The sequence below is a fragment of the Planosporangium flavigriseum genome (genome assembly GCF_011947225.1).
Classification (GTDB): domain Bacteria; phylum Actinomycetota; class Actinomycetes; order Mycobacteriales; family Micromonosporaceae; genus Planosporangium; species Planosporangium flavigriseum.
The window spans coordinates 45,378-70,351 of the sequence record NZ_JAATVW010000021.1 but is presented as its reverse complement, the minus strand read 5'-3'; the positions used below and the strand labels follow the sequence as shown (position 1 = coordinate 70,351).

Genomic DNA, 24,974 nt, shown 5'->3' with positions numbered 1-24,974 from the left:
TCCTTCAGCGGTCTCGACCTAGCAGGTATGCGGCGAGATCGAGATCGCGCTGCGCTGGGACAGGTCTGGGGACGGCCGAACCCGAAACGGACGTATCGAGGCCGGGTGGAGTGCTGCTGCCCGGCCTCGATGAGCCGCGCAGACTAGGTGCGCGAAGGGTTCGGGGTGGCTGACACGGGCGTCGTGCTTGGCACAGGTACAGGCGTGGTGACGGCCGGGAGAGGCTTGCTTGCCTGCGGGTCATGGTTGGCGTACTTCCACAATGCCGCTACGGCGGTCGTGATGAGAGCCGCGATGAGCGTGGCCATTACCCCCGCGAATACCTGAGCCGCGATGCCGGTGGCGAGGGCGGCCTTGGCAAGGCTGGGGTGCTCCGCAGTAGCCAGTGCCCGCACCTGCAATGGGAACCCGACGAATGCGGCCACTCGTCCGGCGAGGCTGCGCTCGTTGTGCTCGGCCTCCTCGGCCTTGGACTCAATCGCACCCGCCATCAGGCTGAGCGTGGCGAGCAGTGCATCGGGCGGCATCGCCTCGCCATCCCGGAGTGAATACTCCCATCCGAGCACCGGGTCCAGTCGAATCTGACCGCCGTTCACGGAGAACGGCACGGACGCGTCGGACGATCTCTGCGCTTGCCTCGCCCGCCCCGCCAGCCGCGCCGCCTTCAGCTTCGCCTCCGCAAGGTCCCACTCTTTACCTGGTTTGGGATCGCGCACCCGCATCATGAAGTCCAGCTTCGGTACGGTGAGGTCGACGACCTCCTGGTACGCATCCCTGAACGCGGCCATGTCGCGCGCCATCTGCCGATAGCGCCCGCTTCTCCTCATCCTCAGCCGAGCCCTGCACTCTTGGTGACGACGGACGAGGCGATGTCTACCGCCACGTCCCGGCCCGCCGATCCGAACCACGCGGCAGTCTTCTTCAGCCAGCCGCGTTTCTCCTCGTCGGGCTCGTTGTCGGCGGCCTGCGCTAGTGCCTGCACCAGACGGTCAGCCAGGGCCTCGGGCGTCGGCCAAGTGCCCACAGTGCGGCGTGCGTGCCCCGTCGGCTCCTTCACCCCAGAGATGTGCTTGCCGACGAGCGTGCTGCCGTCGACGGGAGTGAAGAAGGGCGGGTCTTCTCGATCCAACGCGAGTAGTGCCCGCTGCACCACGTCTTCCGGAAGGCCCGTACGCGCGGCAATGCCGGCTGGCGTAACGGTGTTCACGCCCTCGTCCCACTTCTCCACGATGGCGCGTAGTACGGGGAGGTCGCGGTCCTCCCATGTCGAGTTCACCATGTCGGCCACCGTAGACGAAGGGTACGAAAGTTTGGCCACCTTCAATGCGCCGCGACCAACCGTGCGCCGGTCTGCCCACTGTAGAGACTGGACTGGGCATACGGGACAGAGCGCCCTAGCAGCGCCTCGGTGCCGTCCTCGGGCGGCGCTCGTGGTGGCCGTTGCTTGCGTCCGCCGTAAGCCTTAGCCGAACGTCCGGCTGACCTTGTGAACACTGGCCGTCAGACTGTACCGGTGACCGAGCACCAATATCCCGGGCTGCCGCCACAGCCGCAGGTCCCGTCACAGCCCCAGTTCGTGTACGTGGTGCCGACGCAGCCGCCAAAGTCCGGCCTGGCCATGACCGCGCTGACGCTCGGCATCATCGGCCTGATGGGGTTCATCTGCACGTTCGGCGTCCCCAGTCTCTTGGCGGTGGTCTTCGGGCACGCCGCCCGGTACGAAATCAGGCGCAGCGGCAAGGCTGGCGACCACTTCGCCAAGACCGGACTGTGGCTCGGATACCCCATCGTCGCCCTGTGGATCGTCTTCTTCATCGCGCAGGCGGCCGGCGTCAAGCCGTAGACACCACAACCAGCCTGAAGGCCGGGTGAGGGGCGGCCGTCGATGTGGGCGCTACCGGACCGCCTCGCGGCCCATCGAGCACTCCGCAATTTATGTCGTCTCCGTATGCCCAGGGGCTGGTGGCATACCTCGTCAGGCCCTGGCAGCGGCGGTCCTACCGCCGCTCAGCCACGAAGACGCCGCGACCTGGCGCACCGATCACTACGCCGCGATCCCGCAGTAGCGCCACCGCGCGAGAGGCGGTGGACACGCTCACCGAGTACAGCTCGGCCAGTTCCCGGTAACTCGGGATGGCCTCGCCCACCTTGTACTCGCCGCGCTTGATGCGCGTGGCGAGGTCGTCGGCGACTTGGCGGTAGTTCAGCGGTACAGGCGGCACTCCAGCATTCGATCATCTCGGTGGCTGGGCGTCTCGCACGTAGTTGCCCTGAGTCACCTAGTTCACTAGGTTGAGTGACAGGCATTGGCGACCCCTGATCAGCGGTGCAACGCCAACCAGGGGCCTTGATCGGGAAGGAGCCCCGACCCGTGTCCAGTATGAAGGCCCGCCATTATGCGCCCGTCGCTCCATTGGAGACTGAACCGATCGGTTCATACACAGAGCCTGAGCAGCGCGAAGAGGCGCTGCGCGATGCGCTGCGGGGTGTGGAGTTGGGCACCTACGACCAGCGAATGATCGACTGGGCGGTCAAGCGGTTCGACAACTCTGCCCTGCGCGTGTTCGTGAGCTGGCTGGAGCGAGCGCGAAAGGCCGGGGTGGTCGGTGCCCTGGAAGCCAGCCAGGCACGGCAGGCCAACCGAGGGCGGTTCGAGCGGTGACCGCGCATCAGCCGCTGCGGCCGAACTGGTCGTGCGTCGGGTGCGGGTACCCCTGGCCGTGCCCGAGCCGTCGCCGGCAACTGCTGGGGGAGTACGCCGACGCTCCGGTCAGCCTGGCCCTTGTCATGGGGTCGGCAATGATCGAAGCAGCCGCAGATCTTCGCGACGTTCGGGCCGGTGACCTGCACGAGCAGTTCGTGGGGTGGCTATCACTCGTGGCGTGATGCCCCATGGGGCGTGGATACCAGGCCGGCATTCACGCCCCTCTGCTTGACCGCGCCCGCGTACGAAAACGTCTGTCAACTGATCAATGAACGGCTAGGAGGCTCACCATGAGCGTTGACCCGCACATCCAGGCACTCCGAGACGCGTTGAGGGCCGAGCACGAGGCTCGCATTGCCGAGGTGCAGGCGTGGGCCGACGAAGCTGGTGTGGCCGGTGACATCGAACGGCAGCGCCGCCACCAAGCCCACGTCGAGCGGCTACGCGCGATGCCGTACCCATGGGAGCAGGAGCGACCCGCAGCCTGACTCCGGCGTGCCATTACGGCAGGTAACGGGCGGCAACTTCAGGCCACTTGACGCCGTCCCGAGCCTGTCTGGCGGGCATTGGAAGCCGGATCATGTGAAACCCGAGGGTGCCCACCCCCGCACCCAGGCACCGGAGTTGTCAGTGAATGCCGTACACGTCGCTGCGCGGGCGTATGGCGACGACGTAGACGGCGCCCCGATCCTCGTCGATGCGGTACAGCACCCGGTAGTGGCCCATGCGGGCTGAGCGCAGGTGCGCGTACGGATCGTTGAGCGGTTTGCCGATGCGGTACGGGTTGACAGGCAATCGTTCGGTCACGAATGTCATCGCGGCCCATGCGACGTTCTCGGGCAGCCGTCCCAGGTCACGCCTTGCGCCGGGGGTCAATTCGACCTTCCACGGCAGCTCGCTCACGCCGCAGCCTCGCGCCGCGCTTTCAGTTCGGCTAGAACCTGCTCTGCCGGGATTGTGCGGCCGGCCTCGATGTCGGCGTCGGCCTGGGCGAGCGAATCGACCAGCTCCCGATCGCGCAGAATGGCGATCGTCTCTTCCAAGGCGAATAGGTCATCGGGGGAGATCAGGATCGCAGCCGGCTGTCCGTTGCGGGTGATCTCGACCCGGTCGTGGGTCCCCGCTACGTCGTTGACCAGCTCCGAGAGTCGGGCCTTGGCGTCGGTCAAATTGAACGTCCGCATAGTTGGAATTCTAGTCTGCTGCGGGATGGTGGGCAACGCGTCGAGCCCCGGTATGAGATCGCGGCGTCAGGGCAGCCGGCGTCTCCCTGCGAACCCGAGGTCTGCGCGGTGATACCAGGCCAGCTCCGGCTCGCCCTCCAGCCAGCACAGCAGCACCGGTACGCCCTCCAGGTCGGCCGGGAAGTCGACCAGCAGCGGCACGAGGCCTTTGAGCTCCGCTCCGGTCTGCTGCACCGTGGTCATCAACTCGTCGAGCCGGGCCTCGGTGGCCTTCCACTCGGGTAGGCCGCCGAGTCGGGTCGGTGCGCCGCCCGGGCTCAGCGCGGCGGCCAGCTCGGCCGCGTCGGCGCGGACCGCCACGAGCTCATCGAGTACGGGTCGCAGTCGAGCCAGTTCGGCGCGCGCCTCCGCCACCGTGAACAGTCCCATGACCAAAGCCTGCCACGCCACAAGATCGAGTCAGCACAGCAGTTCGACCCCCGGCGGCAGCGGGCCGCGCTCCTTGACCTCTTGCAGGTGTCCCAGCATGGAGTCCCGTAGCGCCTGGGCGGCGTGGGACAAGGGAGCCTCGCGGCGGTGCGCCAGCGCGATCGTGCGCGGCAGTCCGGGCGGGGCGAGGTGGGTGACGCGCAGCGTCGGTCGGCCCGTCACGACGATCCCCGGCACCACGGCGGCGCCGAGGCCGGCCTCCACGAGGCTGAGGACGGCGTCCATCTCACCGCCCTCGACGGTAAACGACGGCACGAAGCCGGCCTGCCGGCACGCCTCCATCGTCGCGTCGCGCACGTCGTAGCCGGCGCGGAACATTACCAGCGGCCGGTCGCGCAGATCGGTGATGTGGAGCGTGCCGTCCAGGGTCGGCAGCGGGTCGACGGACGCGACGACGAGGTTTTCGCGCAGCAGCGGCTCGGTCACCAACCCGGGGTCGGTGCCGTACTCGGGCAGCACGATCAGGGCCAAATCCAGCTCGCCCTGGCAGAGGTTGCGTACCAGGTCCTGTGAGCCGCCCTCCTCGATGTGCAGGTCGACGCCGGGGTAGGCGTCGTGGAAGCGGCGCAGGATGCGGGGGACGAGCGACACGCACAGGCTGGGCGGGGCCCCCAGCCGTACCCGGCCGCGGCGCAGACCCACGAGATCCTGGACCTCCCGGTGGGCGGTGTCGACGTCGGCGAGGATCCGGATGGCCAGCGGCAGCAGGGCCTGTCCGGCCGCGGTGAGGGTCACGTTGCCCCGGCTACGCTCGAACAGCGGCGCGCCGAGGTCGACTTCCAGGGTGTGAATCTGCTTACTCAACGAGGGTTGGCTGATGCCCACCAAGTCGGCCGCTTGGGTGAAATGTCGCAGTTCAGCGACCGCTACGAAGTATCGGAGTTGCTGTAGCTGCATCTCTATAGCTTACGGCTATCGAGACTAGGACTGCGATGCATTGGACGAATCGGGGTCCGATTCGTACCGTCGGTTAAATGGCGATCGCAACAGCGCCACGGGTGAAGACACCGCTGCGTACCTCCGTCGGACTCAAGGTCCTCATGGCGGTGACCGGCATTCTGCTGGTGTTGTTCCTCGTCGCGCACATGCTGGGTAACTTGAAGATCTTCGTCGGCGCGGAGTCGTTCGACCACTACGCGCACTGGCTGCGCGACATCGGCACCCCGCTGCTGCCGCATACCTGGTACCTCTGGATCCAGCGCGGCGGGCTGGTCATCGCGGTCATCGCGCACATCTGGTCGGCCACGGTGCTGGCGATGCGGGCGCGGGCGGCACGTCCGGTCCGGTACGCCCACCGTGGGAAGGTCCAGGGCAGCTACGCCGCCCGGACGATGCGCTGGGGCGGCGTGATCATTCTGCTGTTCGTGATCTACCACATCCTCGACCTGACCACCGGGCACCTCAACCCGGTCGCCGACAAGCAGCACCCGTACGCGAACGTCGTCGCCGACTTCGCGCCCGGCCGCTGGTACGTCACGCTCTTCTACACGCTGGCGATCCTCGCGATCGGCTTCCACCTGCGCCACGGCATCTACAGCGCGCTGCGCACCCTGGGACAGCAGACCAAGCGGGGCGAACGGCGCAACCGGGCCATCGCGCTCGGCGTCGCGGTGGTGCTCTGCGTCGGCTACCTGGCCGTGCCCTTCGCCGTACTCACGGGATTGGTGAGCTGAATTGACCCTGTACAACGAGGGTGAGCCGATCCGGGACGCCAAGGCCCCGGACGGATCGATCGAGACCCGCTGGGAGCGGCGCCGCTTCTCCGCCAAGCTGGTCAACCCCGCCAACAAGCGCAAGATGACCGTGATCGTGGTCGGCACCGGCCTGGCCGGTGGCTCGGCCGCGGCCACCCTGGGCGAGCTCGGCTACCACGTCAAGTCGTACTGCTACCAGGACAGCCCGCGGCGGGCGCACTCCATCGCCGCGCAGGGCGGCATCAACGCCGCGAAGAACTACCGCAACGACGGCGACTCCGTCTACCGGCTGTTCTACGACACCGTCAAGGGCGGCGACTTCCGCGCCCGCGAGTCGAACGTCCACCGCCTCGCCGAGGTCTCGGTCAACATCATCGACCAGGCCGTGGCCCAGGGCGTGCCGTTCGCCCGCGAGTACGGCGGCCTGCTCGACACCCGGTCCTTCGGTGGCACCCAGGTGTCGCGTACCTTCTACGCCCGCGGCCAAACAGGCCAGCAGTTGCTGCTCGGCGCGTACCAGGCCCTGGAGCGGCAGATCGCGGCCGGCAACGTCGAGATGAACGCCCGGCACGAGATGCTGGAGCTGATCATCGTTGACGGCCGGGCGCGCGGCATCGTGGTCCGCGACATGATCACCGGCGAGATCACGACCGAGTTCGCCGACGCCGTTGTGCTCGCCTCCGGCGGGTACGGCAACGTCTTCTTCCTGTCCACCAACGCCAAGGGCTGCAACGTCACGGCGACCTGGCGGGCACACCGCAAGGGCGCGCTCTTCGCGAACCCGTGCTACACGCAGATCCACCCGACCTGCATCCCGCAGTCCGGCGACCACCAGTCGAAGCTCACGCTGATGAGTGAGTCGCTGCGTAACGACGGCCGGGTGTGGGTGCCGAAGCGGGCCGAGGACTGCGGCAAGCCGGCCGCGGACATCCCGGAGGAAGACCGCGACTACTACCTCGAGCGCATCTACCCGGCGTTCGGCAACCTGGTCCCGCGGGACATCGCCTCCCGCGCCGCCAAGAACGTCTGCGACGAGGGTCGCGGCGTCGGCCCCGGCGGGCTCGGCGTCTACCTGGACTTCGCGGATGCGATCAAGCGGCTGGGCCGCCCGGCCGTCGAGGCCAAGTACGGCAACCTCTTCGAGATGTACGAGCGGATCACCGGCGAGGACCCGTACGAGGTGCCGATGCGGATCTACCCCGCCGTGCACTACACGATGGGTGGCCTGTGGGTCGACTACGACCTGCAGTCGACGATCCCCGGCCTGTTCGTGATCGGTGAGGCCAACTTCTCCGACCACGGCGCCAACCGGCTGGGCGCGTCCGCGCTCATGCAGGGCCTGGCCGACGGGTACTTCGTGCTCCCGAACACGATCGGCGACTACCTCGCCGCCGGTCCGTTCGAGAAGGTCGACGGGGCGCACCCGGCCGCCGTCGAGGCGCGGGCGCAGGTCGAGGACCGGATCGCCAAGCTGCTGTCGATCAACGGTGACCGGACCGTCGACTCGTTCCACCGCGAACTCGGCCACATCATGTGGGAGTACTGCGGCATGGAGCGCACCGAGGCGGGGCTGACCAAGGCCATCGAGCTGATCCGCAACCTGCGCGACGAGTTCTGGCAGCGGGTCCGGGTGCTCGGCGACGGCGAGGGCCTCAACCAGGCCCTGGAGCGGGCCGGCCGGGTGGCCGACTTCTTCGAGCTCGCCGAGCTGATGTGCATCGACGCGCTGCACCGTGAGGAGTCCTGCGGCGGCCACTTCCGGGCCGAGAGTCAGACCCCGGACGGTGAGGCCCAGCGTGACGACGAGCGCTTCAGCTACGTCGCAGCCTGGGAGTTCAACGGTGCCGGCGAGCCGCCGGTGCTGCACAAGGAAGACCTGATTTTCGAGTACGTCCACCCGAGCCAGCGGAGCTACAAGTGAACCTGACCCTGCGCGTTTGGCGCCAACAGGGCCCGCAGGACAAGGGCCGGATGGTGTCCTACCAGGTGACCGACGTGTCCCCGGACATGTCGTTCCTGGAGATGCTCGACATGCTCAACGAGCGGCTGACCCTCGAGGGTGAGGAGCCGGTCGCGTTCGACCACGACTGCCGTGAAGGCATCTGCGGCGCGTGCAGCATGGTCATCAACGGCACGCCGCACGGCCCGCAGAAGCTGACCACCACGTGCCAGTTGCACATGCGGACTTTCAAAGACGGCGACACCATCGACATCGAGCCGTGGCGGGCGAAGGCCTTCCCGGTTGTGAAGGACCTGGTGGTCGACCGCGGCGCGTTCGACAAGATCATCCAGGCCGGAGGCTTCATCTCCGCGCCGACCGGCGCCGCGCCCGAGGCGCACGCCGCACCGGTGCCCAAGGTCGACGCGGACGCGGCGTTCGACGCGGCGACCTGCATCGGCTGCGGCGCCTGCGTCGCGGCCTGCCCGAACGGCTCCGGCATGCTGTTCACCGCCGCGAAGATCACCCACCTCGGCCTGATGCCCCAGGGCCAGCCCGAGCGGGACTCGCGCGTGGTGAACATGATCGCCGCGCACGACGAGGCGGGCTTCGGTGGCTGCACCAACGCCGGCGAGTGCACGGAGGTATGCCCCAAGGGCATTCCGCTGACCACCATCGGTCGGCTCAACCGCGACTTCATCAAGGCGTCGACGAAGCGTCCTTGATGATCCAGCGCTCGTAACCACCTTTCACCGATCATCGGCCGGAAGCACATCAACGTGCTTCCGGCCGATGTCGTTTGTGCCGGTGCCGGTGCCGGTGCCGGTGACGGTGACGGTGACGGTGACGGTGCCGCCGTCGGCCCGACCCACCGATCCGCGCCTCGAGCGGCTTCGCCCACGGACGGTTTCGGTCTTGTCGGCCCGGGAGATTACGGTAGCGACACCGGGCAATGGAGCGACACCGGGCAATGGAGCGACACCGGGCAATGGAGGGTGCGCGAAACATGCTGGGCGGCGGGTCAGGAGTGCTCCGGCGCAAGCCGGTCGACGACATTGTCAGCGAGACCGACGGTGGTCTGTCCCGATCGCTGGGGCTGTGGCAGCTCACCGCGATCGGTGTCGGCGGCATCATCGGCGCCGGTATCTTCGCGCTGGCCGGGGCCGTGGCGAACGGGACGGCCGGGCCGGCGGTGCTCATCTCGTTCCTGATCGCGGGGATCGCCAGCGCCGCCGCGGCCTTCTCCTATGCGGAGTTCGCCGGGCTGATCCCGAGGGCGGGGTCGGCGTACACCTACGGGTATGCCGTGTTGGGTGAACTCGTCGGCTGGTGCATCGGCTGGGACCTGCTGCTGGAGTACACCGCGATTGTCTCGGTGGTCGCCATCGGGATCTCGGGTTACTTCGGCTTCCTGCTCACCCACCTCGGTATTCACCTACCGGCCTGGATGCTGGGCGCGCCGGGCACGGAGCCGACCGGAGTGCCGCACGGCAGTTACCAGGTCGACCTGTTCGCCGCCCTGCTCTGCCTGCTCATCGCGTTCCTGCTCAATCGCGGCATCCGGACCGCCGCCCGGGTCGAGACCCTGGTGGTCGCCCTCAAGGTCGCCGTCGTCCTGGTCGTGATCCTGGTGGGCTTCTTCTACATCAAGACGGCCAACTACACGCCGTTCTTCCCCTTCGGGCTCGGCGGAGCGGTCACCGGTGCCGCGACGGTCTTCTTCGCCGTCTTCGGGTACGACGCGATGTCGACGGCCGCCGAGGAGTCCAAGGACGCGCAGCGGCACATGCCCAAGGCGATCGTGTACTCGCTGGCGATCTCGATGGTGCTCTACGTGCTGGCCTGCCTCGTGCTGACCGGGATGCAGCCGTACCGGGACATCAACCCCAAGAGCGGCTTCTCCTCGGCGTTCGCGGCGGTGGGCCTGTCCGGCCTGGCGTCCGTGATCGCGGTCGGCGCGATCGTCGGGATCCTGACGGTGATGTTCACGTTCATGCTCGGCGTGACCAGGGTGTGGTTCTCGATGAGCCGGGATGGCCTGCTGCCGCAGTGGTTCGCCAAGACCCATCCGGTACGCAAGGTGCCCACCCGGATCACCTGGATCGCCGGCGTGGTCTCCGCGCTGATCGCCGGCTTCCTGCCGATCGGCGCAGCCGCCGAGCTGACCAACATCGGCATCCTGCTCGCGTTCGTCGTCGTCTGTGTCGCCGTGGTCGTGCTCCGTTACCGTCGCCCCGACCTGCCGCGCACGTTCCGTACGCCCGGCTTGCCGTTCGTGCCTGCGATCGGCGTGCTGTTCTCGCTCTGGCTGATCACGTTCCTCAAGCCCGAAACCTGGCTGCGCTTCGCCGTGTGGTTCGTCATCGGGTTGCTGATCTACTTCACCTACAGCCGGCGCAGGTCCCTGCTGGCGATGCGGACCCGGCCGGGAGCAGGTGCGCCGACGGAGACCCGGCGCGGGGATTAAGGGCCGGTCGACACATTCGGGTCCTTCGCATCGATGATCGGCTTACGCCATCTGAAGTGCTGCGGCATGATGAAGCCGTGACGCAATGGGAGTACGCGCGGCTGGAGTACCGGGCGACCGGGGACTTCGGCATGGACAAGTTCATGGACTGGGACGCCATCTTCCACTACCCCGGAGGGGCACAGCGGTGGGGTACCGACGAGCGCTTCGACGACTTGCGCCACCTCAACCGGGCCGGCGCCGACGGCTGGCAGGCGTACGACCGCGCCGTCATGCTGGTCGGCCAGCCACAGCGTCTCCACGCCGTCACGTACTCGCTACGGCGGCCTGTCGTTTAACCGTCCACTGTGGCAGCAGGCCGACCGTCCCGTCGGTGGCGCAGTACGGCCGCGGCCATCGCTACGGCGGTGCCCGCCGCGGCGTATGCGGCGATCACGGCGAGCGGCCCGGTGACGTCGTGCCCGCCGAAGTAGATCACCCGGCGGACCGCCTCGGTGCCGGCGCCGTTGGGTAGCGCGCCGCTGATCGCCCGCCAGAACGGCGGGAGGAGGGCTGGCTGGTACGCACCGCCTGCGCTGGGGTTGCCCAGGATGACGAACAGCAGGACGGTGACGCCGATGCCGATGACCCCGAACAGCGTCTGGAACGCCATCGTGACCGTGGCGGCGGCCATTACGAGCAGGGTGCCGATGCCCCACAGCGCGACCAGATGGCCGGTCATCGCGCCGAGGACCGGGCCGACGATGATGGCGCCGCCCAGCCCGGACACGATGGCGTAGGGCACCATGGCGATCAGGCGAACAACGGCTCGGTGGAGGGTCGCCGGCCGGGCGCCCTTGGCCACGCCCAGGAGGGCCGCGACGAGGTATCCGCCCACGATCCAGCCGATGACGAGGTAGAAGCCGGTGAGGCCGCGTCCGTCGCCGGACTGTAGCGGTACGACGTCGTCGACCTTCAGCGCCCGGTGCCGGTTCGTCTCGGTTGCCCGCACGATCTGCTCCACGGCGTTGGCGACCGAGGTGCCGCCGCCGGTCGCGATGAGCAGCGTATCGGTGTTCGAGGCGGGGTCGACGACGAGCGCCGCGGAGGTCGTGCCCTGCTGAATCTGGCGGCGGGCGGCATCGGCGCTGGTCGCGGTGAACGCGTCCAGGGGTGCGCCGTCAACCGCGTTCAATCCGTTCACGGTCTGGGCGGCGAGTTGCGGCGGCGCCACGACGGCGAGGCGGAGCCGGTGCGGGCTCGGGTGATGAAACGCCCCGACGTAGGACAGGATGAAGCCGAGTTGCAGGAGCAGGACGCCGATCACGATGATCACGGTTCGCAGGGGCACCGCGTCCCGTAGATCGGCCCAGAACCCCGGCGGTGACGCTGGTTCCACGGTCATGGTCGCTCCATCCGTGCTCTTGGACTCGTGCCGGTCACTCGGTGCTGTTGGCCGTCTATCAAGTACGATACAAATTTGTATCCGGTACATAAACGTATCGAGATGGAGGTCACGATGTCGGCGCGGAGCACGCACACCTCATCCCGCGCGTCATCCACCGACGCACCCGCCCCGCCGCCGCGCGTCACCCGCCGCCGCTCCGAGACCCGGCAGCGGATGCTCGACGCCGCCTTCGAGGTGTTCGCCGCGCGCGGGTTCGGGCGGGCCACCGTCGAGGAGGTCTGCGAGGCGGCGGGGTACACCCGGGGGGCGTTCTACTCCAACTTCAGCTCGATGGACGAGCTCTTCTTCGCGCTGTACGAACAGCGCACCGCCGCGATGGTCGCGCTCATCGAACAGACCCTCGCCGGCACCATCTCCGCCGCGCAGGAGGGCGACCTCGCCGGCGCGGTGGACCGCATCCTCGCCAGCCTGGGCGCCGACAGTCGCTGGTACGCCGTGAACGCCGAGTTCACAGCCCACGCCCTGCGCCATCCGGAAGTGGCCGCCGCGCTCGCGCGATACCGCCGGGCCGTACGGCAAGCTCTCATCCCGATCGTGGAAGCTGCCGCGGCCGGTGGGAAGCTGCCCGCCGCATCTGCCACGCCCGACCTGCTCGCGCGCACCATCGTCGCCATCCATGACGGCACCCTGCCGCAGGTGCTCATCGAACCGGACGACGAATCCCTCCGGAAGTGGCAACGCGACCTTCTGCTGGGGGCCACTCTCGGAGGCCGGTCGACCTAGTACCGCCATCCGCGTTGCTCGCCTCTCCACGCACGCGCTGCTGCGGTTGCCGCCGGAAGGGGACTCTCTTACGGTCGCCATAGCGGCCCTGACGCCAGCGGCCCTGACGTCCGTGGAGGCGGCGATGACGCGCGATGAGGTCACACAGGCAGTGGTCGCCGCAAGGCTGGAGCGCGGGCTCACCTGGCAGGACCTCGCCGATGCGATCGGCAAGCCGCTGGTGTGGACGGTGGCGGCGCTACTCGGGCAGCACCCGCTCGACGCGGGCGACGCCGCGACCGTGGTTGGCCGGCTGGGGCTGCCCGAACAGGCGGTGCCACCGCTGACCGCCGTGCCGATGAGGGGTGCCCTGCCGACGGCGGTGCCGACGGATCCGACCATCTACCGGCTGTACGAGGTGCTCCAGGTGTACGGGCCGGCCCTCAAAGAGGTGATCCACGAGCAGTTCGGCGACGGCATCATGAGCGCGATCAACTTCGGCATCTCCGTCGCGCGACGTGACCATCCGGCCGGCGACCGCATAGTGATCACGTTGGACGGAAAGTTCCTGGCGTACGAGTGGCCGTCGTACCCGCCGTCGTCGTACCCGCCGTCGTCGTAGTCCCCGGCCGTCTCGTCGTCACCGCCCGGCTCGCCGCACCCAGGACCATCGCCGCGAGGGCGGTGGTGATCGGTACGGCTGCGATCAGGCCGATGGTTCCCACGACGCTGCGTACGATCTCCTCGGCGAGGTTCGGGTTGGTCAGTACTTCGTCGAGCGGCCGGTTGCCCGCGGCGAGCAGCAGGAGCAGCGGCAGCGACGCCCCGGCGTACGCCAGGATGATCGTGTTGATGACCGAGGCGATGTGGGCACGGCCGACGCGGGCGGCGGCCCGGTAGAGCTGCCTGGCGCGCAGCGCGGGGTTGGCCTGTGCGAGTTCGGCTACGGTGGCGGCCTGGGTGACGGCGACGTCGTCGAGCACACCCAGCGCGCCGATCAGGATGCCGGCCAGCAGCAGGCCCCGCATGTTGACGTTCTGGTACGTGATGTTGAGGTACGTGGTTTCCTCGCCGGAGACCCCCGTCAGCTGCGCGGCGCCCGTCGCGACAGCGGCGAGGATCCCGGTCAGGGTGAGGCTGGCAAGGGTGCCGAGGACCGCCACCGACGTCGTGACGGTGAAACCATGGGTCAGGTACAGCACCGTCAGCATGATCGCCGCGGCTCCGACGATCGCGACCAGCAGCGGCGGTCGGCCGTCCAGGATCGCCGGCACGACGAACAGCAGCAGTACCGCGAAGCTGACCGCAAGCCCGGCGAGCGCGCGCAGTCCCCGCCACCGGCCGAACGCGATGATCGCGGCGGCGAACGCGAAGGCGAGTACCCAGAGTTGGCGGCCGCGTTGATGATCGATGATCTGATACGGCTGGTCGCTCGGGCTGTCCGGCAGGTACATCAGGATGACCCGGTCACCCGCTTTGACCACGGGCGCGCCCGGACCGCCGGGCATGCCGGTCGTGACCTCCTTGCCGGCGTCCGGGCCGTCGCTGAGTTTCACCTGTACGGTCCCGCACGTGACCACGACTGACGGCGTCGGCACCGCTGACGCGGCCGGCGGGCAGGGTGTGGGATGCACGGACAGGACTGCCCCGGCGACGCGCTGGGCGTCGGCGGGCTGATTCGGTTCGGCGGCTACGGACCCCCGTGGCCACAGCCAGACGAGGGCGACAAGGGTGAGTACCGCCGCCGGAACCAGCACCGCGAGACCTGCTCGGCGCGCCCGCGGGGACACCTGTACCCGGCCGTCCTCAGCGTGGACGTGACTGTGGACGTGACTGTGCGCGTGACCGTGTCCCCGGCCGGCATCGGTAGCGGTGTCGGTGTCGGTGTCGTCGCTCATGTCTTCTCCCGGCGCGGATGTTTCTCCCCGGCGCTCTGGGTCACCAGGAGTGACTGGGCCACCAGGCTACGGGATGCGACGGGCTACTGGACCGAAAGATGGACATGGTTGGTGTGGTCCCCGGAGGGGGTTCCGTCGCCGCTGGTGTAGGCGCGCCAACCGGTCGACGGTAGCCAGATCTGCTTGTACCAGATGACGTAGAGCACGCCGAGAGCTTTGGCGTTCGCGACGTACCAGGCGGCGAGCCGGTTGCCGTAGTCCTTGTCGGCGCCGGTGGCGACGCCGCCGAAGGTACTGGGGGCGGCGGCCCAGTCGCAGGCCCTGCCCCGCGGGTGCTCGCCGCCGTCTTCTTGCGAGCGGTAGCAGGATACGAAGTGGTTGAAGCCGGCGGCCTTGGTCTGTTGGAGCGCGTGCAACGTACGCGGAGTGAGGCAGCCCGAGGTGGTTGGGTCCTTCACCGAGCAGGACTCGGGGGCGAAGGTGCCATCGGCGCGGCGTGGCGCGGGTACTGGGCCCCCGGACTGGCTCGGTGTGGCGGTGGCCGCAGCGCCGCCGGAGAACCCGGACGTCTGCTGGCTACTGCCCGCCGAAGCCAGCGCCTTCTCGGCGGCCTTCTTGCGCTTGTCCATCTCGGCAAGCTGGGTCTGCTGCGCCGTGATCTCACGGTCCAGCGCCGACTGCTGGTCACTCTGCGCGGCCTTGGCGGCCTTGAGTCGGCGTAGCGTCCGGTCGTCGTCACGGGCCTTCGACTCCAGGGTCGTGGCGCGCTGGAAGAGGCCGTCGGGGGAGTCACTGCCGAGCAGAGCGATCAGCCCGCCGACCCGGCCGCCCTTGTACGCGGTCGCAGCCAGCTCGCCCACCTGCGTTGTCAGGTCGGCCAACTGCGTGTCGGTGGCGCGCATCTGCTCGGCGAGCTGGGTCTGGCGGGCTTTCGAGGCGTCGAGGCGCGCGGCGGCGTCGTTGTATCCGCGCGCGGCCGCATCCAACTGGTCGCGCAGCGACGCGCTTCCACCTTCTGGGCCGGCGGTGCCGGGTGCGGCGTGGACGGGGTTCGGCGGCAGCATCGCCAGGAGTACAGCCAGGACGGTGAGGACGGCACCGAGTAGCGGCCTGGTGGCCAGGGTCGAGCGGGCACGAACGGCACGCAGCGTCACGGAGAGGTTCCTTCGCCTGTGCCGCCTACCGGGTTAGCTGACGGGTTCGGGCCGGCACACGCCCTACCGCACCGTGCGGATTCACCCCAGGTACCTGGGTCCCCGGCTCACCCCTGCGGTGACTCGGCGGCGACCAGCCGCAGCCGCCTTCGGCGACTTGCTGACGGTGGTCGGCACAGACCATAGCCCCGCTACGGACCGTACCCAAGCTGTCTAATGCACTCCTAAGGAAACGACCGCCTGCAAGGTCCTCGGCTGCGGTGCGGTGGGTCGACAGTGCACAGACTGCAAGATCACTAGGATGGTGGTATGGCATGGCAGACCGAGCTGACCCGACAGCGGTTGCTGGACGCCGCGGTCGAGGATTTCGCTGAGTTCGGCGCCGCCGGCGCGCGCGTGGACCGGATCGCGACGCGGGCCGGCATCAGCAAGGAGCGGCTGTACGGGTACTTCGGCGACAAGGAAGCGCTCTTCGTCCAGGTGCTACGGCAGGAACTGGCGCGGCTCGCCGCGGCCGTCCCGCTCAGCGACGAGCAGGCGGGTGACCTCGGCGAGTACGCCGGCCGCGTGCTGGAGCACAATCGCAAGCATCCGGCGCTGCTTCGACTGCTCTACTGGGAGGGCCTGGAGCGCGGTGGCGCGACGGTCGTCGACGAGCTGGAGCGGGCGGGTTACTACGCGGAGAAGGTGGCCGCGGTCGGCCGGGCCCAGCAGGCGGGCCATCTGACGACGTCGGTCGGCGCGGCCGAACTGATATACGCGGTGATCGCGCTGGCCGGCTGGTGGGCGGCCGCGCCGCAGATCACCCGAATGCTCACCGGTGCGTCGACGAAGAACGGGAACGCCGACGCGGCAATCCTCGACAACTCCACCGTCGCGACGCTGGTACGCCGGATGAGCGCGCCGGACTGACCTGCGGTTCAGACTCCGGTCGCGCCGTCGATCCGCTCCCGGAACAGGTCCGCGTGCCCGTTGTGGCGTGCGTACTCCTCAATCATGTGGATGAGGATCCAGCGGAACGACACCTCGCCGAACGGCACGGTCACGGTCTCGTCGAGGGAGACGCCGGCCGCTGCCGCGCGGGCGAGTTCCCATTCGCTGACCAGGCGGTCGTAGTCCGCCGCCGCCTGCGCCGGGTCCACGTCGTCGAAGCAGGCGTCCGCGCTCGCACCGTCGCGGAAGTACAGTGGCTCGACCTGCTCTCCGCGCAACCGGCGGCGAAACCACGACCGCTCGACCTCTGCCAGGTGGCGTACCAGTCCGAGCAGCGAGAGGTTGGAGGGCGGCGACGCCCACCTCGCCAACTGCTCGGCGGTGAGGCCCGCGCACTTGTGCAGCAGGGTCGTGCGGTGGCAATCCAGCCAACCCTCCAGCATGGTCCGCTCGTCCGCGAGGTAGGGCTCTTTGATCCGGGCCACTTCGGGTGCCGTCCAAACCTTGGCATCAGTCATCGGATCATCAGTCATCGGATCATCATCCATCGATCATCCAGTCCTCGCCAGCCCCGAAATGTCAGGATTATGTGAGCCGCCCTGCCGTCAGGCCGCCCTGCACCTCGCGGTGGAAGGCGGCGTGCATCGCCTCGGCCAGGTTGCGGGCTACCGCGCGGCGGGCGTTGTTGCTCGATCCCCAGGCCCGGTCCGGGTGCACCCGGTTGGTCAGCAGGATCACGAACGAGTGCGACAGCGGGTCGATCACGATGGAGGTGCCGGTGAACCCGGTGTGGCCGAACGTCACCGGCGAGGACAGGCCGTCCATGTACCAGCGCTTGTTGAGCTCGAACCCCAGCCCCCGCCGGCTCTCGGGGCTTGCCAGGTGGGAGTTGTAGTTGATCAGCATGGACCGGACGGTGTCGGCCCGCAGGATCCGCCTGCCCTTGTACTCTCCGCCGTTGAGCAGCGTCTGACAGAAGACGGCCAGGTCGTCGACGGTGGAGAACACTCCGGCGTGTCCCGCGACCCCACCGAGCGACCAGGCGTTCTCGTCGTGCACCTCGCCCCGGATCAGGCCGCGGGGCGGGGCGGTCAGGTACTCGGTCGCCGCGATGCGGCCGCGCTCGTCCGCCGGCGGACTGTACCCGGTGTCCACCATGGACAACGGTCCGGTGATCCCGGCGCGGACCGCCGCGTCGAGGCGCACGCCGGTCACCCGGTGCGCCAGTTCGCCCAGCGCGATGAGACCGAGGTCGGAGTACAGGTACTGCTGGCCGGGCCCGGCGCCGGGAAGGAGCGGTACGGTGAGCGCTGCGGCCAGGCGTGCCGGCGGGTCGGGGTGGTCGCGCCACAGCGGCAGGTCCGCGGGCAGCCCGCCGGCGTGGGTCAACAGGTGCCGGGCGGTGACGTCGCCCTTGCCGCCGACGGCGAACTCCGGGAGGTAGCGGGCCAGCGGAGCGTCGAGGTCGACCCGGCCGCGTTCGACCTGCTGCAGCACGGCGACGGCGGTGAACAGTTTCGACACCGAGGCCAGGTCGAAGATCGTGTCGGGTCGGGCCGCCACCTGCTGGCCGGCTGGAAGTTCGACCCCGACGGCGCCGTAGCGAACCGCCTTGCCCACGGCGGTACGCCCCACCACGACGCCGTCCTTGGCGGCGAGGACGGCTGCGCCCGCGTAGGCCGGGTGCTCGGGGTGGTCGGCGGTAGGGGACAGGTACGTCTCGAGATCGGCGCGCATCCGCCGGATGGGCTCGGCGAGCAGGCCCACCTCCCGGGGAGCGCCGGCGCGCAGGGTCCTGCGCGGGAACCGGATGTCCGCGGGCGAGACCGTCGGCGGCTCACCGTGCATGCCGGAGTACCTATCCGTTGCCGGCGCGTGAATGCCCGCGTCGGGGCGGCGATTGCGGAAGTGGTCGCGGTGACCGGCGGCGCCGGTCGTACTGATTGACGGAGTGCAGGGGCCAACGGAAGCTCTTCCACATGGACGAGAAGCTCCCGGTGACCGGTTCGCAGGGCGGTTCCCCCACCGAGGAGCGCAACCCCCGGACGGTCGCCATCGACCAGGTGCCGACGTTCGAGGTCCTCCGGCTGCTCAACGCCGAGGACGCCACGGTCGCGGAGGCCGTGGCGGCGGCGCTGCCCCGCCTCGCCGACGCGGTCGACCTGGCGGTCGCGGCGCTCGCGGGCGGCCGGAGGCTGCACTACTTCGGCGCCGGCACGTCGGGGCGGATCGCGATCCTGGACGCCGCCGAGCTACCTCCGACGTTCGGGCTTGAGCCGGAGCGCGTCGTCGCGCATCTGGCTGGCGGACCGCACGCGCTCACCAACCCGTCGGAGGCGGCCGAGGACGACCGGGACGGCGGCGAGACGGCCGCGTCCGAGGTCGAGAGCGGTGACGTCGCGGTAGGGGTGACCGCCAGCGGGCGAACGCCGTACGTGGCCGGAGCGCTGCATGGGGCCCGTGCCCGCGGGGCCGGTACGGTGCTGGTTTCGGCCAATCCGCAGGCGCCGCTCCGGGTGCTGGCCGACGTCCATGTCGCCGTGGACACCGGGCCGGAGGCGATCACCGGTTCCACCCGGCTCAAGGCCGGCACGGCTCAGAAGCTGGTGCTCAACTCGCTGTCGACCGCCGTCCTGGTGCGGCTGGGGCGGACGTACTCGAACTTCATGATCGACATGGTGGTCAGCAACGAGAAGCTGCGGGTACGCCAACTGCGGATGCTGGCGGAGGCGACCGGTGCCGACCCGGACGCCTGCCGGGCGGCTCTCGTCCGGGCGGACGGCGATCCGAAGGTGGCGCTGGTGACGCTGCTGTCCCCGGCCGATCCGGACCGGGCCCGGCGGGCACTGGTCGAGGCCGGCGGAGTCGTGCACCGGGCACTGCGAGAGTTTCTATAGCTGCGGGCGGCGGTCCGCCCAGGGGCGGGCCTGTTCGAGCTGGGAGGCGAGCCGGATCAGCTGCCCCTCGGCGCCGAGGGCGCCCACGAACTGGACCCCGATCGGGAGCCCGTCGGCGGTCCAGTGCAGCGGAACGGACATGGCGGGACGCCCGGTGAGGTTCGCCAACTGGGTGTAGGGCACCCAGGCGAGGTTGTCGGTGATGAGCTGGTCGACGATCGGGGTCAGCCGGAGCAGCCCGGCAGCGCGTACGGTGAGCATTGCCTTCTGCGCCAGTCGCAGCGCCGGCGACAGGTCAAAGGCTCCGATGCGCGGCGGCGGGGTTGCGGTCGTCGGCGTGAGGAGCAGGTCGTAGGTCTCGTGGAAGGCCGCGAGCCGGCGCACGTGCTCGTGTCGATTCTCGATCGCGCGGTTGAGCGCGACCGGGCTGGTTGCCCGGCCAAGAGCGGCCATCAGCTGGGTGTCGACCTCGAAGCCGGAGTCGCCGGCGCCACTGGCGGTCTTGGCCTCGTCGACGGAGTAGGCGACGTAGGCGAACCAGCTGGTGAGGAAGTCCTTGGCCAGGACGGCGTCGTCGAACGGCGCTGCCGTCAGCTGCACGACTTCGTGGCCGAGCGCGGTGAGGAGCTCGGCCGCCTCCCGTACCGCGGCCACGGCTTCCGGGTGCGGGTCGGGGTTGATCGAGCTGGCGGTGCACACGCCGATGCGCAGCCGGCCGGGATCGCGCCCGACCTCGCCGGCGTACGGTGTTGCCGGCAGCGCCGGCAGGTACGGCGCGTCCGCTGTGGGGCCGACCAGCACGTCCAGCATCGCGGCGGTGTCGCGTACCGAGCGCGAGATGACACCGTTCGTGGCGGTGCCGCCGAGGCTCTCGCCGCGTGCGGGCCCGGCCGGGATCAGTCCACGGGAGGCCTTGAGGCCGAACAGGCCGCACGCGGAGGCCGGGATGCGGATCGACCCGCCACCGTCGCTGGCCCCCGCGCACGGCACGATGCCGGCCGCCACCGCAGCCGCCGCGCCACCCGAGGAGCCGCCGGGCGTGTGATCGGTGTTCCAGGGGTTTCGCGCGGGGCCGAACAGCTCGGGCTCGGTGATGCCCTTGGCGCCGAACTCCGGCGTGTTGGTCTTGCCGAAGATGACCAGGCCGGCGTCGAGCCAGCGCTGGACCACAGTGGCGTTCTCCGTCGCCGGGACGGCCGCGAGCGAACGGGAACCGTCGCTGGTGGGGTAGCCGGCGAGGTCCTGGTGGAGGTCCTTGACGAGGAAGGGTACGCCCGAGAAGGGCGCGTCAGGACGCTCGACGGCGACGGCCGGGTCGACGTCGACGTCGACGTCGACGTCGACCACGATCGCGTTGACCCTGGGGTTGACCGAGGCCGCCCGCTTCCGGGCGGCCTCGAGCAGCTCGGCCGGCTTGACCTCGCCGGCCCGAACGAGCTCCGCCAGACCGACCGCGTCGTAGGTCAGGTAACCGTCCATCCGCGAACTCCTTTGACGCGGTAGCACTGGGAAGCTGTCACGGTACTGGTAGACGATCGTCCAGTAACAGGTGAGCCCGGCGTCGGGTGCGGCCGGTCGCCGCACCCGACGCGCTGAAGTACGTCAATCTCCCTTGACGTTGACGATCTGCCGCAGCGTGTGGCGGACCTCCACCAGGTCGGCGGCGTCCCGCATCACCACGTCGATCGGCTTGTACGCCTGCGGGATCTCGTCGAGGAACGCGTCCGTGTCCCGGTACTCGATCCCGGCCATCGCCTCCCGTAGCTGCGCCCGGCTGAACGTCCGGCGCGCGGCGGACCGGGAGTAGTTGCGGCCGGCGCCGTGCGGGGACGAGTTGAGCGAGAGCCGGTTGCCCTTGCCGACCACGACGTACGACGCGTCACCCATCGAGCCGGGAATCAGACCGGGTACGCCCGCCGTCGCGTTGATGGCGCCCTTGCGGGACAGCCACACCTCCTTGCCGAAATGCTGCTCCCGAGCCGTGTAGTTGTGGTGGCACTGCACCCGCTCGACCTCCTCGACCGGGCCGCCGTGCCACTCCGCGAACGCTGCTACCACCCGGTCCATCATCTCGTCCCGGTTTGCCAGCGCGAACTCCTGCGCCCACCGCAGCTCGCGGATGTACGTCCAGAACTCGTCCGTCTCCTCGACGAGGTAGGCGAGTTCGTTGTCGGGCAGGTCGATGTGCCAGCGCTTCATCGCCTGCTGCGCGACCCGGATGTGGTGCGAGGCGATCTTGTTGCCCACGCCCCGCGAACCGGAGTGCAGGAACAGCCACACCCAGCCCCGCTCATCCACGGTCACCTCGATGAAGTGGTTGCCCGAGCCGAGCGAGCCCAGCTGGAGAGCCCAGTTCTTCGCGTACCGCGCCGGGTCGAAGCCGGACTTCTCCGCCAGCTTCGTGAGCTGCTCCACCCGCTGTGCCGCCGAGTCGGTCAGTGACGTGTTGTAGTTGCCCGCCGACAGCGGTATCGCGCGCTCGATCGCCTGCCGCAGCCGGGCCAGGTCGGAGCCCAGCTCCTCCCGGTGGTACTGGGTACGCACGGCCGCCATGCCGCAGCCGATGTCGACCCCGACCGCCGCCGGGATGATCGCGCCGAGGGTAGGGATCACCGAGCCGACGGTGGCGCCCTTGCCCAGATGCGCGTCGGGCATCAGCGCGACGTGCGGGAAGATGAACGGCAGTGCGGCGGTCGCCTCGGCCTGTGCCAACGTCTTGGGCTCGATGATGCTGGCCCAGTTCATGAGGCGCTTGTTGACCTGCTGCACGATGGCTCCTACTTCAGAAGGACAGGAAAGGCGCACGTGAGTCCGCGGGCTCTGAGAGGTTCGTACCCACTGAGCTACCGCGGTGCGCGCTGAAGATCCAAGGGCCCGCCTATCGCTGGCTGGCTGGTGAAACAGAACGCCGCCCGGTCCCGGTTCGGGAGGGCGGCATGCGGGCGCGGCGGGCGAGCGCTAGCCGCGCAGCCCGGGGCCGCCGCAGCACAAGAGTGGCCGGCCGCAGCCGGGGACCACGGCACGCCCGCGCCGCGTCGCGCGCAACGCGTGCCGTCGCGTCATGGCTTCCCGCAACATGGCTTCCCGCAACGTGGCCTCCTGGATCTTGGTGCTGACTGATCCACCGTAGCGACGCGGCGTCGGGGTGAACAACCCAATTAACGAGCCGTACCAGGCCGCCCGTGCCGGCGGGGCTCAGCCGAGCGCGGCGATGATGCGGTCGCGGGCCTCGTCGAGCTCCGCTTCCGGAACGTTGCTGTTCGCCCGCTTGAAGTCGAAGTCCTCCATCCCCCAGGCGGGGAAGACGTGCAGGTGGGTGTGCGGGACCTCGAAGCCGGCCACGACCAGCCCGGCGCGGGGAGCCTCGAAGGCGCGCCGGACCGCGGCGCCGATCTTGCCGCTGACCACCATGAGGTGGCTCTGCAGGTTCGGTTCGAGGGCGGTCCAGTCATCGACTTCGGCGCGGGGTACGACGAGCGTGTGGCCCATGGTGATGGGTGCGATCGTCAGGAACGCGACCGCCCGGTCATCGGTGTAGACAAACCGCCCCGGCAGCTCGCCGTTGATGATTTTCGTGAACAGCGTCGGCATGGCGTGATTGTCGCAGCGCTTCTCGGTAGGGGTGAAGGGGCACCCGTCTACCGCCCCCGCCGCGCCGGGTCGACATCGGAAGGTGGATGCTGAGACAGATGCTGCGCTACTACTTCGACGTCGTCTGCCCGTACAGCTACCTCCTGATGCCGGAGGTGGAGGCCGCTGAGGACGCTGGTACGCCGGTGGAGTGGGTGCCCTTCGAACTGCGCCCCGCACCGGTCGAGTTGCCGGAGCCGCGGGGCAGGTACATCCGCGATCACTGGCGCGACCATGTGTACCCGCTGGCACTGTCCTACGGCATCGAGATCCATGTGCCGGTCTATCAGCCGCGCTCGACGCTTGCGCTGGCCGCCGGTCTCTGGGCGGAGGACCAGGGGGCCGGGCGGGCGTGGCGCGAGGGCGTGCAGCGCGCGTTCTTCATCGAGGGCCACGATGTCAGCGACGAACGTACGCTGCGCCGCGTCGCGCGCGAGAGCAAGCTGGACCCCGACGAAGCGGTGGCGGCGGCGTGGGACCCCGCGCTGCAGGCACGGCTGCGGACGCTTCGCGAGCATGCCTTGGCGATCGGGGTGCACGGGGTGCCATCGCTCACTGTCGACGACAAGCCCGTGTTCTTCGGGGCACCGCCTCCCGGAGCGGTCGCCACGGCGCTCGCCGGGTGGGACGGCGACGCGGCCGCGTTGGCAGCCCGGTTGCGCACAGTTACTTGATGGGCGTCACGCGAGGCTAGGTGCCGCGAGAGGGCCGGCGACGAGCTGCCCGTCAGCCCAGGTGACCGGGATCGGATCCAGGATCTCTCCATAGAAGACGCCGGCTTCGGTGTTCCGGAATCCCAGCAGGCACCAGTCGCCGCCGGGGTCCTGGACAAGCCGGCCCCCGTACAGGGACGGATGGGCGAACGGCGTTGCTGACCCGGCGTTCCAGCCCTCGGTCACCCGCCCGCCCAGCACGGTCCAGGTACCGCCCACCGCCCGGTTCGCGGCCATCGCTGTCGAGGACACCGCAGTCGAGGACATCGCAGTCGAGGACATCGCTGTCGAGGACATCGCTGTCGAGGACACCGCTTCGGGCGGGCACGAAAAGACCAGGAGCGCCTTGCCGTCCAGGAACTGCACCTGGGGGGCTTCGAGATCGGTGAAACCGGCCGGCTTGGTGAGCGGGGGCTGCACCTCCCACTCCAGCAGGTCGTGGGAGCGGGCGTGGCCGATCACCCCGCGCCAGGGTGACGACCGGACGGGGGCGCGGGCGGTGAGGACCATGTGCCAGCCGTCGCCGTCCGGATCGGGGAAGACAAACGGATCGCGCCAGCACTCGCTGATGCCCGGATGCAGATCAAGGCACTCGTACCAGCGCGGGTCGGCCTGGAGCAGCGGCTGCGGCCCGACCCGGTGCCACGTGAGGAGATCGTCGGAGACCGCGACCCCGATGCGCTGTGGGTAGGCTCCCCGCATCCGGGTGACGCCGGTGTAGAACAGGTACCACTGCCCGCCGCTGCCCCGTACCACCGAGCCGGTCCATACCGCCTGGTCGTCCCAGGTCGGTGCGTCGGCGTGCACCAGGGCGTCGGGCAGCAGCTGCCAGGAGCGCAGATCCCGGGAGACCGCGTGGCCGATCGAGGCCCGCAGGTGCCGGCGGCCAGGGTCGTGCAGCGCGCGGGAGGCCCGCAGGAAGAACAGGTGGTAGAGGCCCCGATCAACGGCGAGCCAACTGTCCCACACCCAATGATCGGGGAGTCGCAGCATCGCTGTCACCCTTCCCGGTACACGTCCGACGGCTGCAGGGGGAGCGCACGCTCGGAGAGCGAGCCACAACCAACCGTGCGATCCTCAGGCGACGCTGTCAAGCCGGGGGCGCTTCCGGGCAGTGATGCGG

General features: G+C 69.3%; 31 protein-coding genes and 1 riboswitch. Of the genes, 14 read left to right on the top strand and 17 right to left on the bottom strand.

The window, feature by feature from the left end; translation table 11 throughout:
* Positions 1 to 143 precede the first annotated feature (143 nt).
* Together HC028_RS23175 and HC028_RS23170 are read right to left on the bottom strand one after the other, a co-directional pair.
* Positions 144 to 800 carry a hypothetical protein gene (locus HC028_RS23175; RefSeq protein ID WP_168079509.1) on the bottom strand — a complete coding sequence of 219 codons (657 nt, stop codon included), beginning with the start codon at positions 798 to 800 and terminating at the stop codon, positions 144 to 146.
* 29 nt (positions 801 to 829) lie between these two features.
* Positions 830 to 1,288 (bottom strand): hypothetical protein, encoded by a 459-nt coding sequence (locus HC028_RS23170; protein WP_168079508.1) that lies wholly within the window; start codon positions 1,286 to 1,288, stop codon positions 830 to 832.
* 225 nt (positions 1,289 to 1,513) lie between these two features.
* Between HC028_RS23170 and HC028_RS27865 the strand changes: the two genes are divergently transcribed.
* The gene (locus tag HC028_RS27865) at positions 1,514 to 1,843 is read left to right on the top strand and encodes a DUF4190 domain-containing protein (protein WP_168079507.1); all 330 of its coding nucleotides are present in this window, start codon (positions 1,514 to 1,516) and stop codon (positions 1,841 to 1,843) included.
* Positions 1,844 to 1,997: 154 nt separating this feature from the next.
* On the opposite strand, the gene HC028_RS23160 is transcribed toward HC028_RS27865, so the two are convergent.
* Positions 1,998 to 2,222, bottom strand: coding sequence for a GntR family transcriptional regulator (locus HC028_RS23160; RefSeq protein WP_168079506.1), 225 nt, complete (start codon positions 2,220 to 2,222; stop codon positions 1,998 to 2,000).
* Between the two features lie 149 nt (positions 2,223 to 2,371).
* Here HC028_RS23160 and HC028_RS23155 point away from each other — a divergent pair, with 149 nt between their 5' ends.
* The 3 genes from HC028_RS23155 (at position 2,372) to HC028_RS23145 (ending at position 3,192) form a co-directional block, all read left to right on the top strand.
* Complete coding sequence (locus HC028_RS23155) at positions 2,372 to 2,662, top strand: hypothetical protein (protein ID WP_168079505.1); 291 nt, start codon at positions 2,372 to 2,374, stop codon at positions 2,660 to 2,662.
* Positions 2,659 to 2,886, top strand: coding sequence for a hypothetical protein (locus HC028_RS23150; protein ID WP_168079504.1), 228 nt, complete (start codon positions 2,659 to 2,661; stop codon positions 2,884 to 2,886). The genes HC028_RS23155 and HC028_RS23150 overlap by 4 nt, the downstream gene beginning before the upstream one ends.
* A 108-nt stretch (positions 2,887 to 2,994) precedes the next feature.
* Entirely contained in the window at positions 2,995 to 3,192 is a 198-nt protein-coding gene (locus tag HC028_RS23145) for a hypothetical protein (RefSeq protein WP_168079503.1), read from the top strand.
* Positions 3,193 to 3,331: 139 nt separating this feature from the next.
* On the opposite strand, the gene HC028_RS23140 is transcribed toward HC028_RS23145, so the two are convergent.
* The 4 genes from HC028_RS23140 to HC028_RS23125 all read right to left on the bottom strand — a co-directional run bounded on the left by HC028_RS23140 (position 3,332) and on the right by HC028_RS23125 (position 5,280).
* Entirely contained in the window at positions 3,332 to 3,607 is a 276-nt protein-coding gene (locus HC028_RS23140; protein WP_168079502.1) for a type II toxin-antitoxin system RelE family toxin, read from the bottom strand.
* Positions 3,604 to 3,888, bottom strand: a complete 285-nt coding sequence (locus tag HC028_RS23135; RefSeq protein ID WP_168079501.1) for a type II toxin-antitoxin system Phd/YefM family antitoxin — start codon at positions 3,886 to 3,888, stop codon at positions 3,604 to 3,606. Before HC028_RS23135 ends, HC028_RS23140 begins: the two co-directional genes overlap by 4 nt.
* Before the next feature lie 66 nt (positions 3,889 to 3,954).
* Positions 3,955 to 4,317 carry a DUF2203 domain-containing protein gene (locus tag HC028_RS23130; protein WP_168079500.1) on the bottom strand — a complete coding sequence of 121 codons (363 nt, stop codon included), beginning with the start codon at positions 4,315 to 4,317 and terminating at the stop codon, positions 3,955 to 3,957.
* 30 nt (positions 4,318 to 4,347) lie between these two features.
* On the bottom strand, positions 4,348 to 5,280 hold the full coding sequence (locus tag HC028_RS23125; RefSeq protein ID WP_203981476.1) for a LysR family transcriptional regulator: 933 nt from the start codon (positions 5,278 to 5,280) through the stop codon (positions 4,348 to 4,350).
* A 71-nt stretch (positions 5,281 to 5,351) separates the two neighbouring features.
* Here HC028_RS23125 and HC028_RS23120 point away from each other — a divergent pair, with 71 nt between their 5' ends.
* Genes HC028_RS23120 through HC028_RS23110 form a run of 3 tightly spaced genes read left to right on the top strand, consistent with a single transcriptional unit; the run spans position 5,352 to position 8,735 of the window.
* Positions 5,352 to 6,050: a succinate dehydrogenase cytochrome b subunit gene (locus HC028_RS23120; RefSeq protein ID WP_168079498.1), complete on the top strand. Its 699-nt coding sequence runs from the start codon at positions 5,352 to 5,354 to the stop codon at positions 6,048 to 6,050.
* 1 nt (position 6,051) lies between these two features.
* Positions 6,052 to 7,992, top strand: a complete 1,941-nt coding sequence (locus tag HC028_RS23115) for a fumarate reductase/succinate dehydrogenase flavoprotein subunit (protein WP_168079497.1) — start codon at positions 6,052 to 6,054, stop codon at positions 7,990 to 7,992.
* Complete coding sequence (locus tag HC028_RS23110) at positions 7,989 to 8,735, top strand: succinate dehydrogenase/fumarate reductase iron-sulfur subunit (protein ID WP_168079496.1); 747 nt, start codon at positions 7,989 to 7,991, stop codon at positions 8,733 to 8,735. The genes HC028_RS23115 and HC028_RS23110 overlap by 4 nt, the downstream gene beginning before the upstream one ends.
* 24 nt (positions 8,736 to 8,759) lie before the next feature.
* Here the strand turns inward: HC028_RS23110 and HC028_RS28250 are convergent, their stop codons facing one another.
* Positions 8,760 to 8,882, bottom strand: a complete 123-nt coding sequence (locus tag HC028_RS28250) for a hypothetical protein (RefSeq protein WP_275408270.1) — start codon at positions 8,880 to 8,882, stop codon at positions 8,760 to 8,762.
* Positions 8,883 to 8,998: 116 nt separating this feature from the next.
* On the opposite strand from HC028_RS28250, the gene HC028_RS23105 reads away from it, so the two are divergent.
* On the top strand, positions 8,999 to 10,477 hold the full coding sequence (locus HC028_RS23105) for an amino acid permease (protein WP_203981472.1): 1,479 nt from the start codon (positions 8,999 to 9,001) through the stop codon (positions 10,475 to 10,477).
* A 77-nt stretch (positions 10,478 to 10,554) separates the two neighbouring features.
* The gene (locus HC028_RS23100; RefSeq protein WP_168079495.1) at positions 10,555 to 10,815 is read left to right on the top strand and encodes a hypothetical protein; all 261 of its coding nucleotides are present in this window, start codon (positions 10,555 to 10,557) and stop codon (positions 10,813 to 10,815) included.
* On the opposite strand, the gene HC028_RS23095 is transcribed toward HC028_RS23100, so the two are convergent.
* A complete protein-coding gene (locus HC028_RS23095) occupies positions 10,812 to 11,861 on the bottom strand; it encodes an ABC transporter permease (protein WP_168079494.1) in 1,050 nt (349 codons plus the stop codon). The two genes, HC028_RS23100 and HC028_RS23095, sit on opposite strands and share 4 nt — an antisense overlap.
* Positions 11,862 to 11,975: 114 nt before the next feature.
* On the opposite strand from HC028_RS23095, the gene HC028_RS23090 reads away from it, so the two are divergent.
* Positions 11,976 to 12,647, top strand: a complete 672-nt coding sequence (locus HC028_RS23090; RefSeq protein WP_168079493.1) for a TetR/AcrR family transcriptional regulator — start codon at positions 11,976 to 11,978, stop codon at positions 12,645 to 12,647.
* A 124-nt stretch (positions 12,648 to 12,771) separates the two neighbouring features.
* Positions 12,772 to 13,248, top strand: a complete 477-nt coding sequence (gene cynS, locus HC028_RS23085; RefSeq protein WP_168079492.1) for a cyanase — start codon at positions 12,772 to 12,774, stop codon at positions 13,246 to 13,248.
* Here the strand turns inward: cynS and HC028_RS23080 are convergent.
* A complete protein-coding gene (locus tag HC028_RS23080; RefSeq protein ID WP_168079491.1) occupies positions 13,175 to 14,524 on the bottom strand; it encodes a YibE/F family protein in 1,350 nt (449 codons plus the stop codon). The two genes, cynS and HC028_RS23080, sit on opposite strands and share 74 nt — an antisense overlap.
* Before the next feature lie 83 nt (positions 14,525 to 14,607).
* Positions 14,608 to 15,672, bottom strand: a complete 1,065-nt coding sequence (locus HC028_RS23075) for a VldE C-terminal domain-containing protein (protein ID WP_240940544.1) — start codon at positions 15,670 to 15,672, stop codon at positions 14,608 to 14,610.
* Between the two features lie 13 nt (positions 15,673 to 15,685).
* Positions 15,686 to 15,817: riboswitch (cyclic di-AMP (ydaO/yuaA leader) on the bottom strand.
* 170 nt (positions 15,818 to 15,987) lie between these two features.
* Here HC028_RS23075 and HC028_RS23070 point away from each other — a divergent pair.
* The gene (locus HC028_RS23070) at positions 15,988 to 16,590 is read left to right on the top strand and encodes a TetR/AcrR family transcriptional regulator (protein WP_168079490.1); all 603 of its coding nucleotides are present in this window, start codon (positions 15,988 to 15,990) and stop codon (positions 16,588 to 16,590) included.
* A gap of 8 nt (positions 16,591 to 16,598) precedes the next feature.
* On the opposite strand, the gene HC028_RS23065 is transcribed toward HC028_RS23070, so the two are convergent.
* Together HC028_RS23065 and HC028_RS23060 are read right to left on the bottom strand one after the other, a co-directional pair.
* Positions 16,599 to 17,144, bottom strand: coding sequence for a DinB family protein (locus HC028_RS23065; protein WP_239075630.1), 546 nt, complete (start codon positions 17,142 to 17,144; stop codon positions 16,599 to 16,601).
* A gap of 52 nt (positions 17,145 to 17,196) precedes the next feature.
* On the bottom strand, positions 17,197 to 18,459 hold the full coding sequence (locus HC028_RS23060) for a serine hydrolase domain-containing protein (RefSeq protein WP_168079489.1): 1,263 nt from the start codon (positions 18,457 to 18,459) through the stop codon (positions 17,197 to 17,199).
* 131 nt (positions 18,460 to 18,590) lie between these two features.
* Here HC028_RS23060 and murQ point away from each other — a divergent pair, with 131 nt between their 5' ends.
* Positions 18,591 to 19,508, top strand: coding sequence for an N-acetylmuramic acid 6-phosphate etherase (gene murQ, locus HC028_RS23055; protein ID WP_168079488.1), 918 nt, complete (start codon positions 18,591 to 18,593; stop codon positions 19,506 to 19,508).
* On the opposite strand, the gene HC028_RS23050 is transcribed toward murQ, so the two are convergent.
* The 3 genes from HC028_RS23050 to HC028_RS23040 all read right to left on the bottom strand — a co-directional run bounded on the left by HC028_RS23050 (position 19,503) and on the right by HC028_RS23040 (position 23,099).
* Positions 19,503 to 20,987 carry an amidase gene (locus HC028_RS23050; RefSeq protein ID WP_168079487.1) on the bottom strand — a complete coding sequence of 495 codons (1,485 nt, stop codon included), beginning with the start codon at positions 20,985 to 20,987 and terminating at the stop codon, positions 19,503 to 19,505. The genes murQ and HC028_RS23050 overlap by 6 nt on opposite strands.
* A 123-nt stretch (positions 20,988 to 21,110) precedes the next feature.
* Entirely contained in the window at positions 21,111 to 22,277 is a 1,167-nt protein-coding gene (locus tag HC028_RS23045; RefSeq protein ID WP_239075629.1) for an RtcB family protein, read from the bottom strand.
* A 426-nt stretch (positions 22,278 to 22,703) separates the two neighbouring features.
* Positions 22,704 to 23,099 carry an HIT family protein gene (locus tag HC028_RS23040; RefSeq protein WP_168079486.1) on the bottom strand — a complete coding sequence of 132 codons (396 nt, stop codon included), beginning with the start codon at positions 23,097 to 23,099 and terminating at the stop codon, positions 22,704 to 22,706.
* A gap of 86 nt (positions 23,100 to 23,185) precedes the next feature.
* On the opposite strand from HC028_RS23040, the gene HC028_RS23035 reads away from it, so the two are divergent.
* Positions 23,186 to 23,812 carry a DsbA family oxidoreductase gene (locus HC028_RS23035; protein ID WP_168079485.1) on the top strand — a complete coding sequence of 209 codons (627 nt, stop codon included), beginning with the start codon at positions 23,186 to 23,188 and terminating at the stop codon, positions 23,810 to 23,812.
* Between the two features lie 6 nt (positions 23,813 to 23,818).
* Here the strand turns inward: HC028_RS23035 and HC028_RS23030 are convergent, their stop codons facing one another.
* Positions 23,819 to 24,844, bottom strand: coding sequence for a glycoside hydrolase family protein (locus HC028_RS23030; protein ID WP_168079484.1), 1,026 nt, complete (start codon positions 24,842 to 24,844; stop codon positions 23,819 to 23,821).
* Positions 24,845 to 24,974 lie beyond the last annotated feature (130 nt).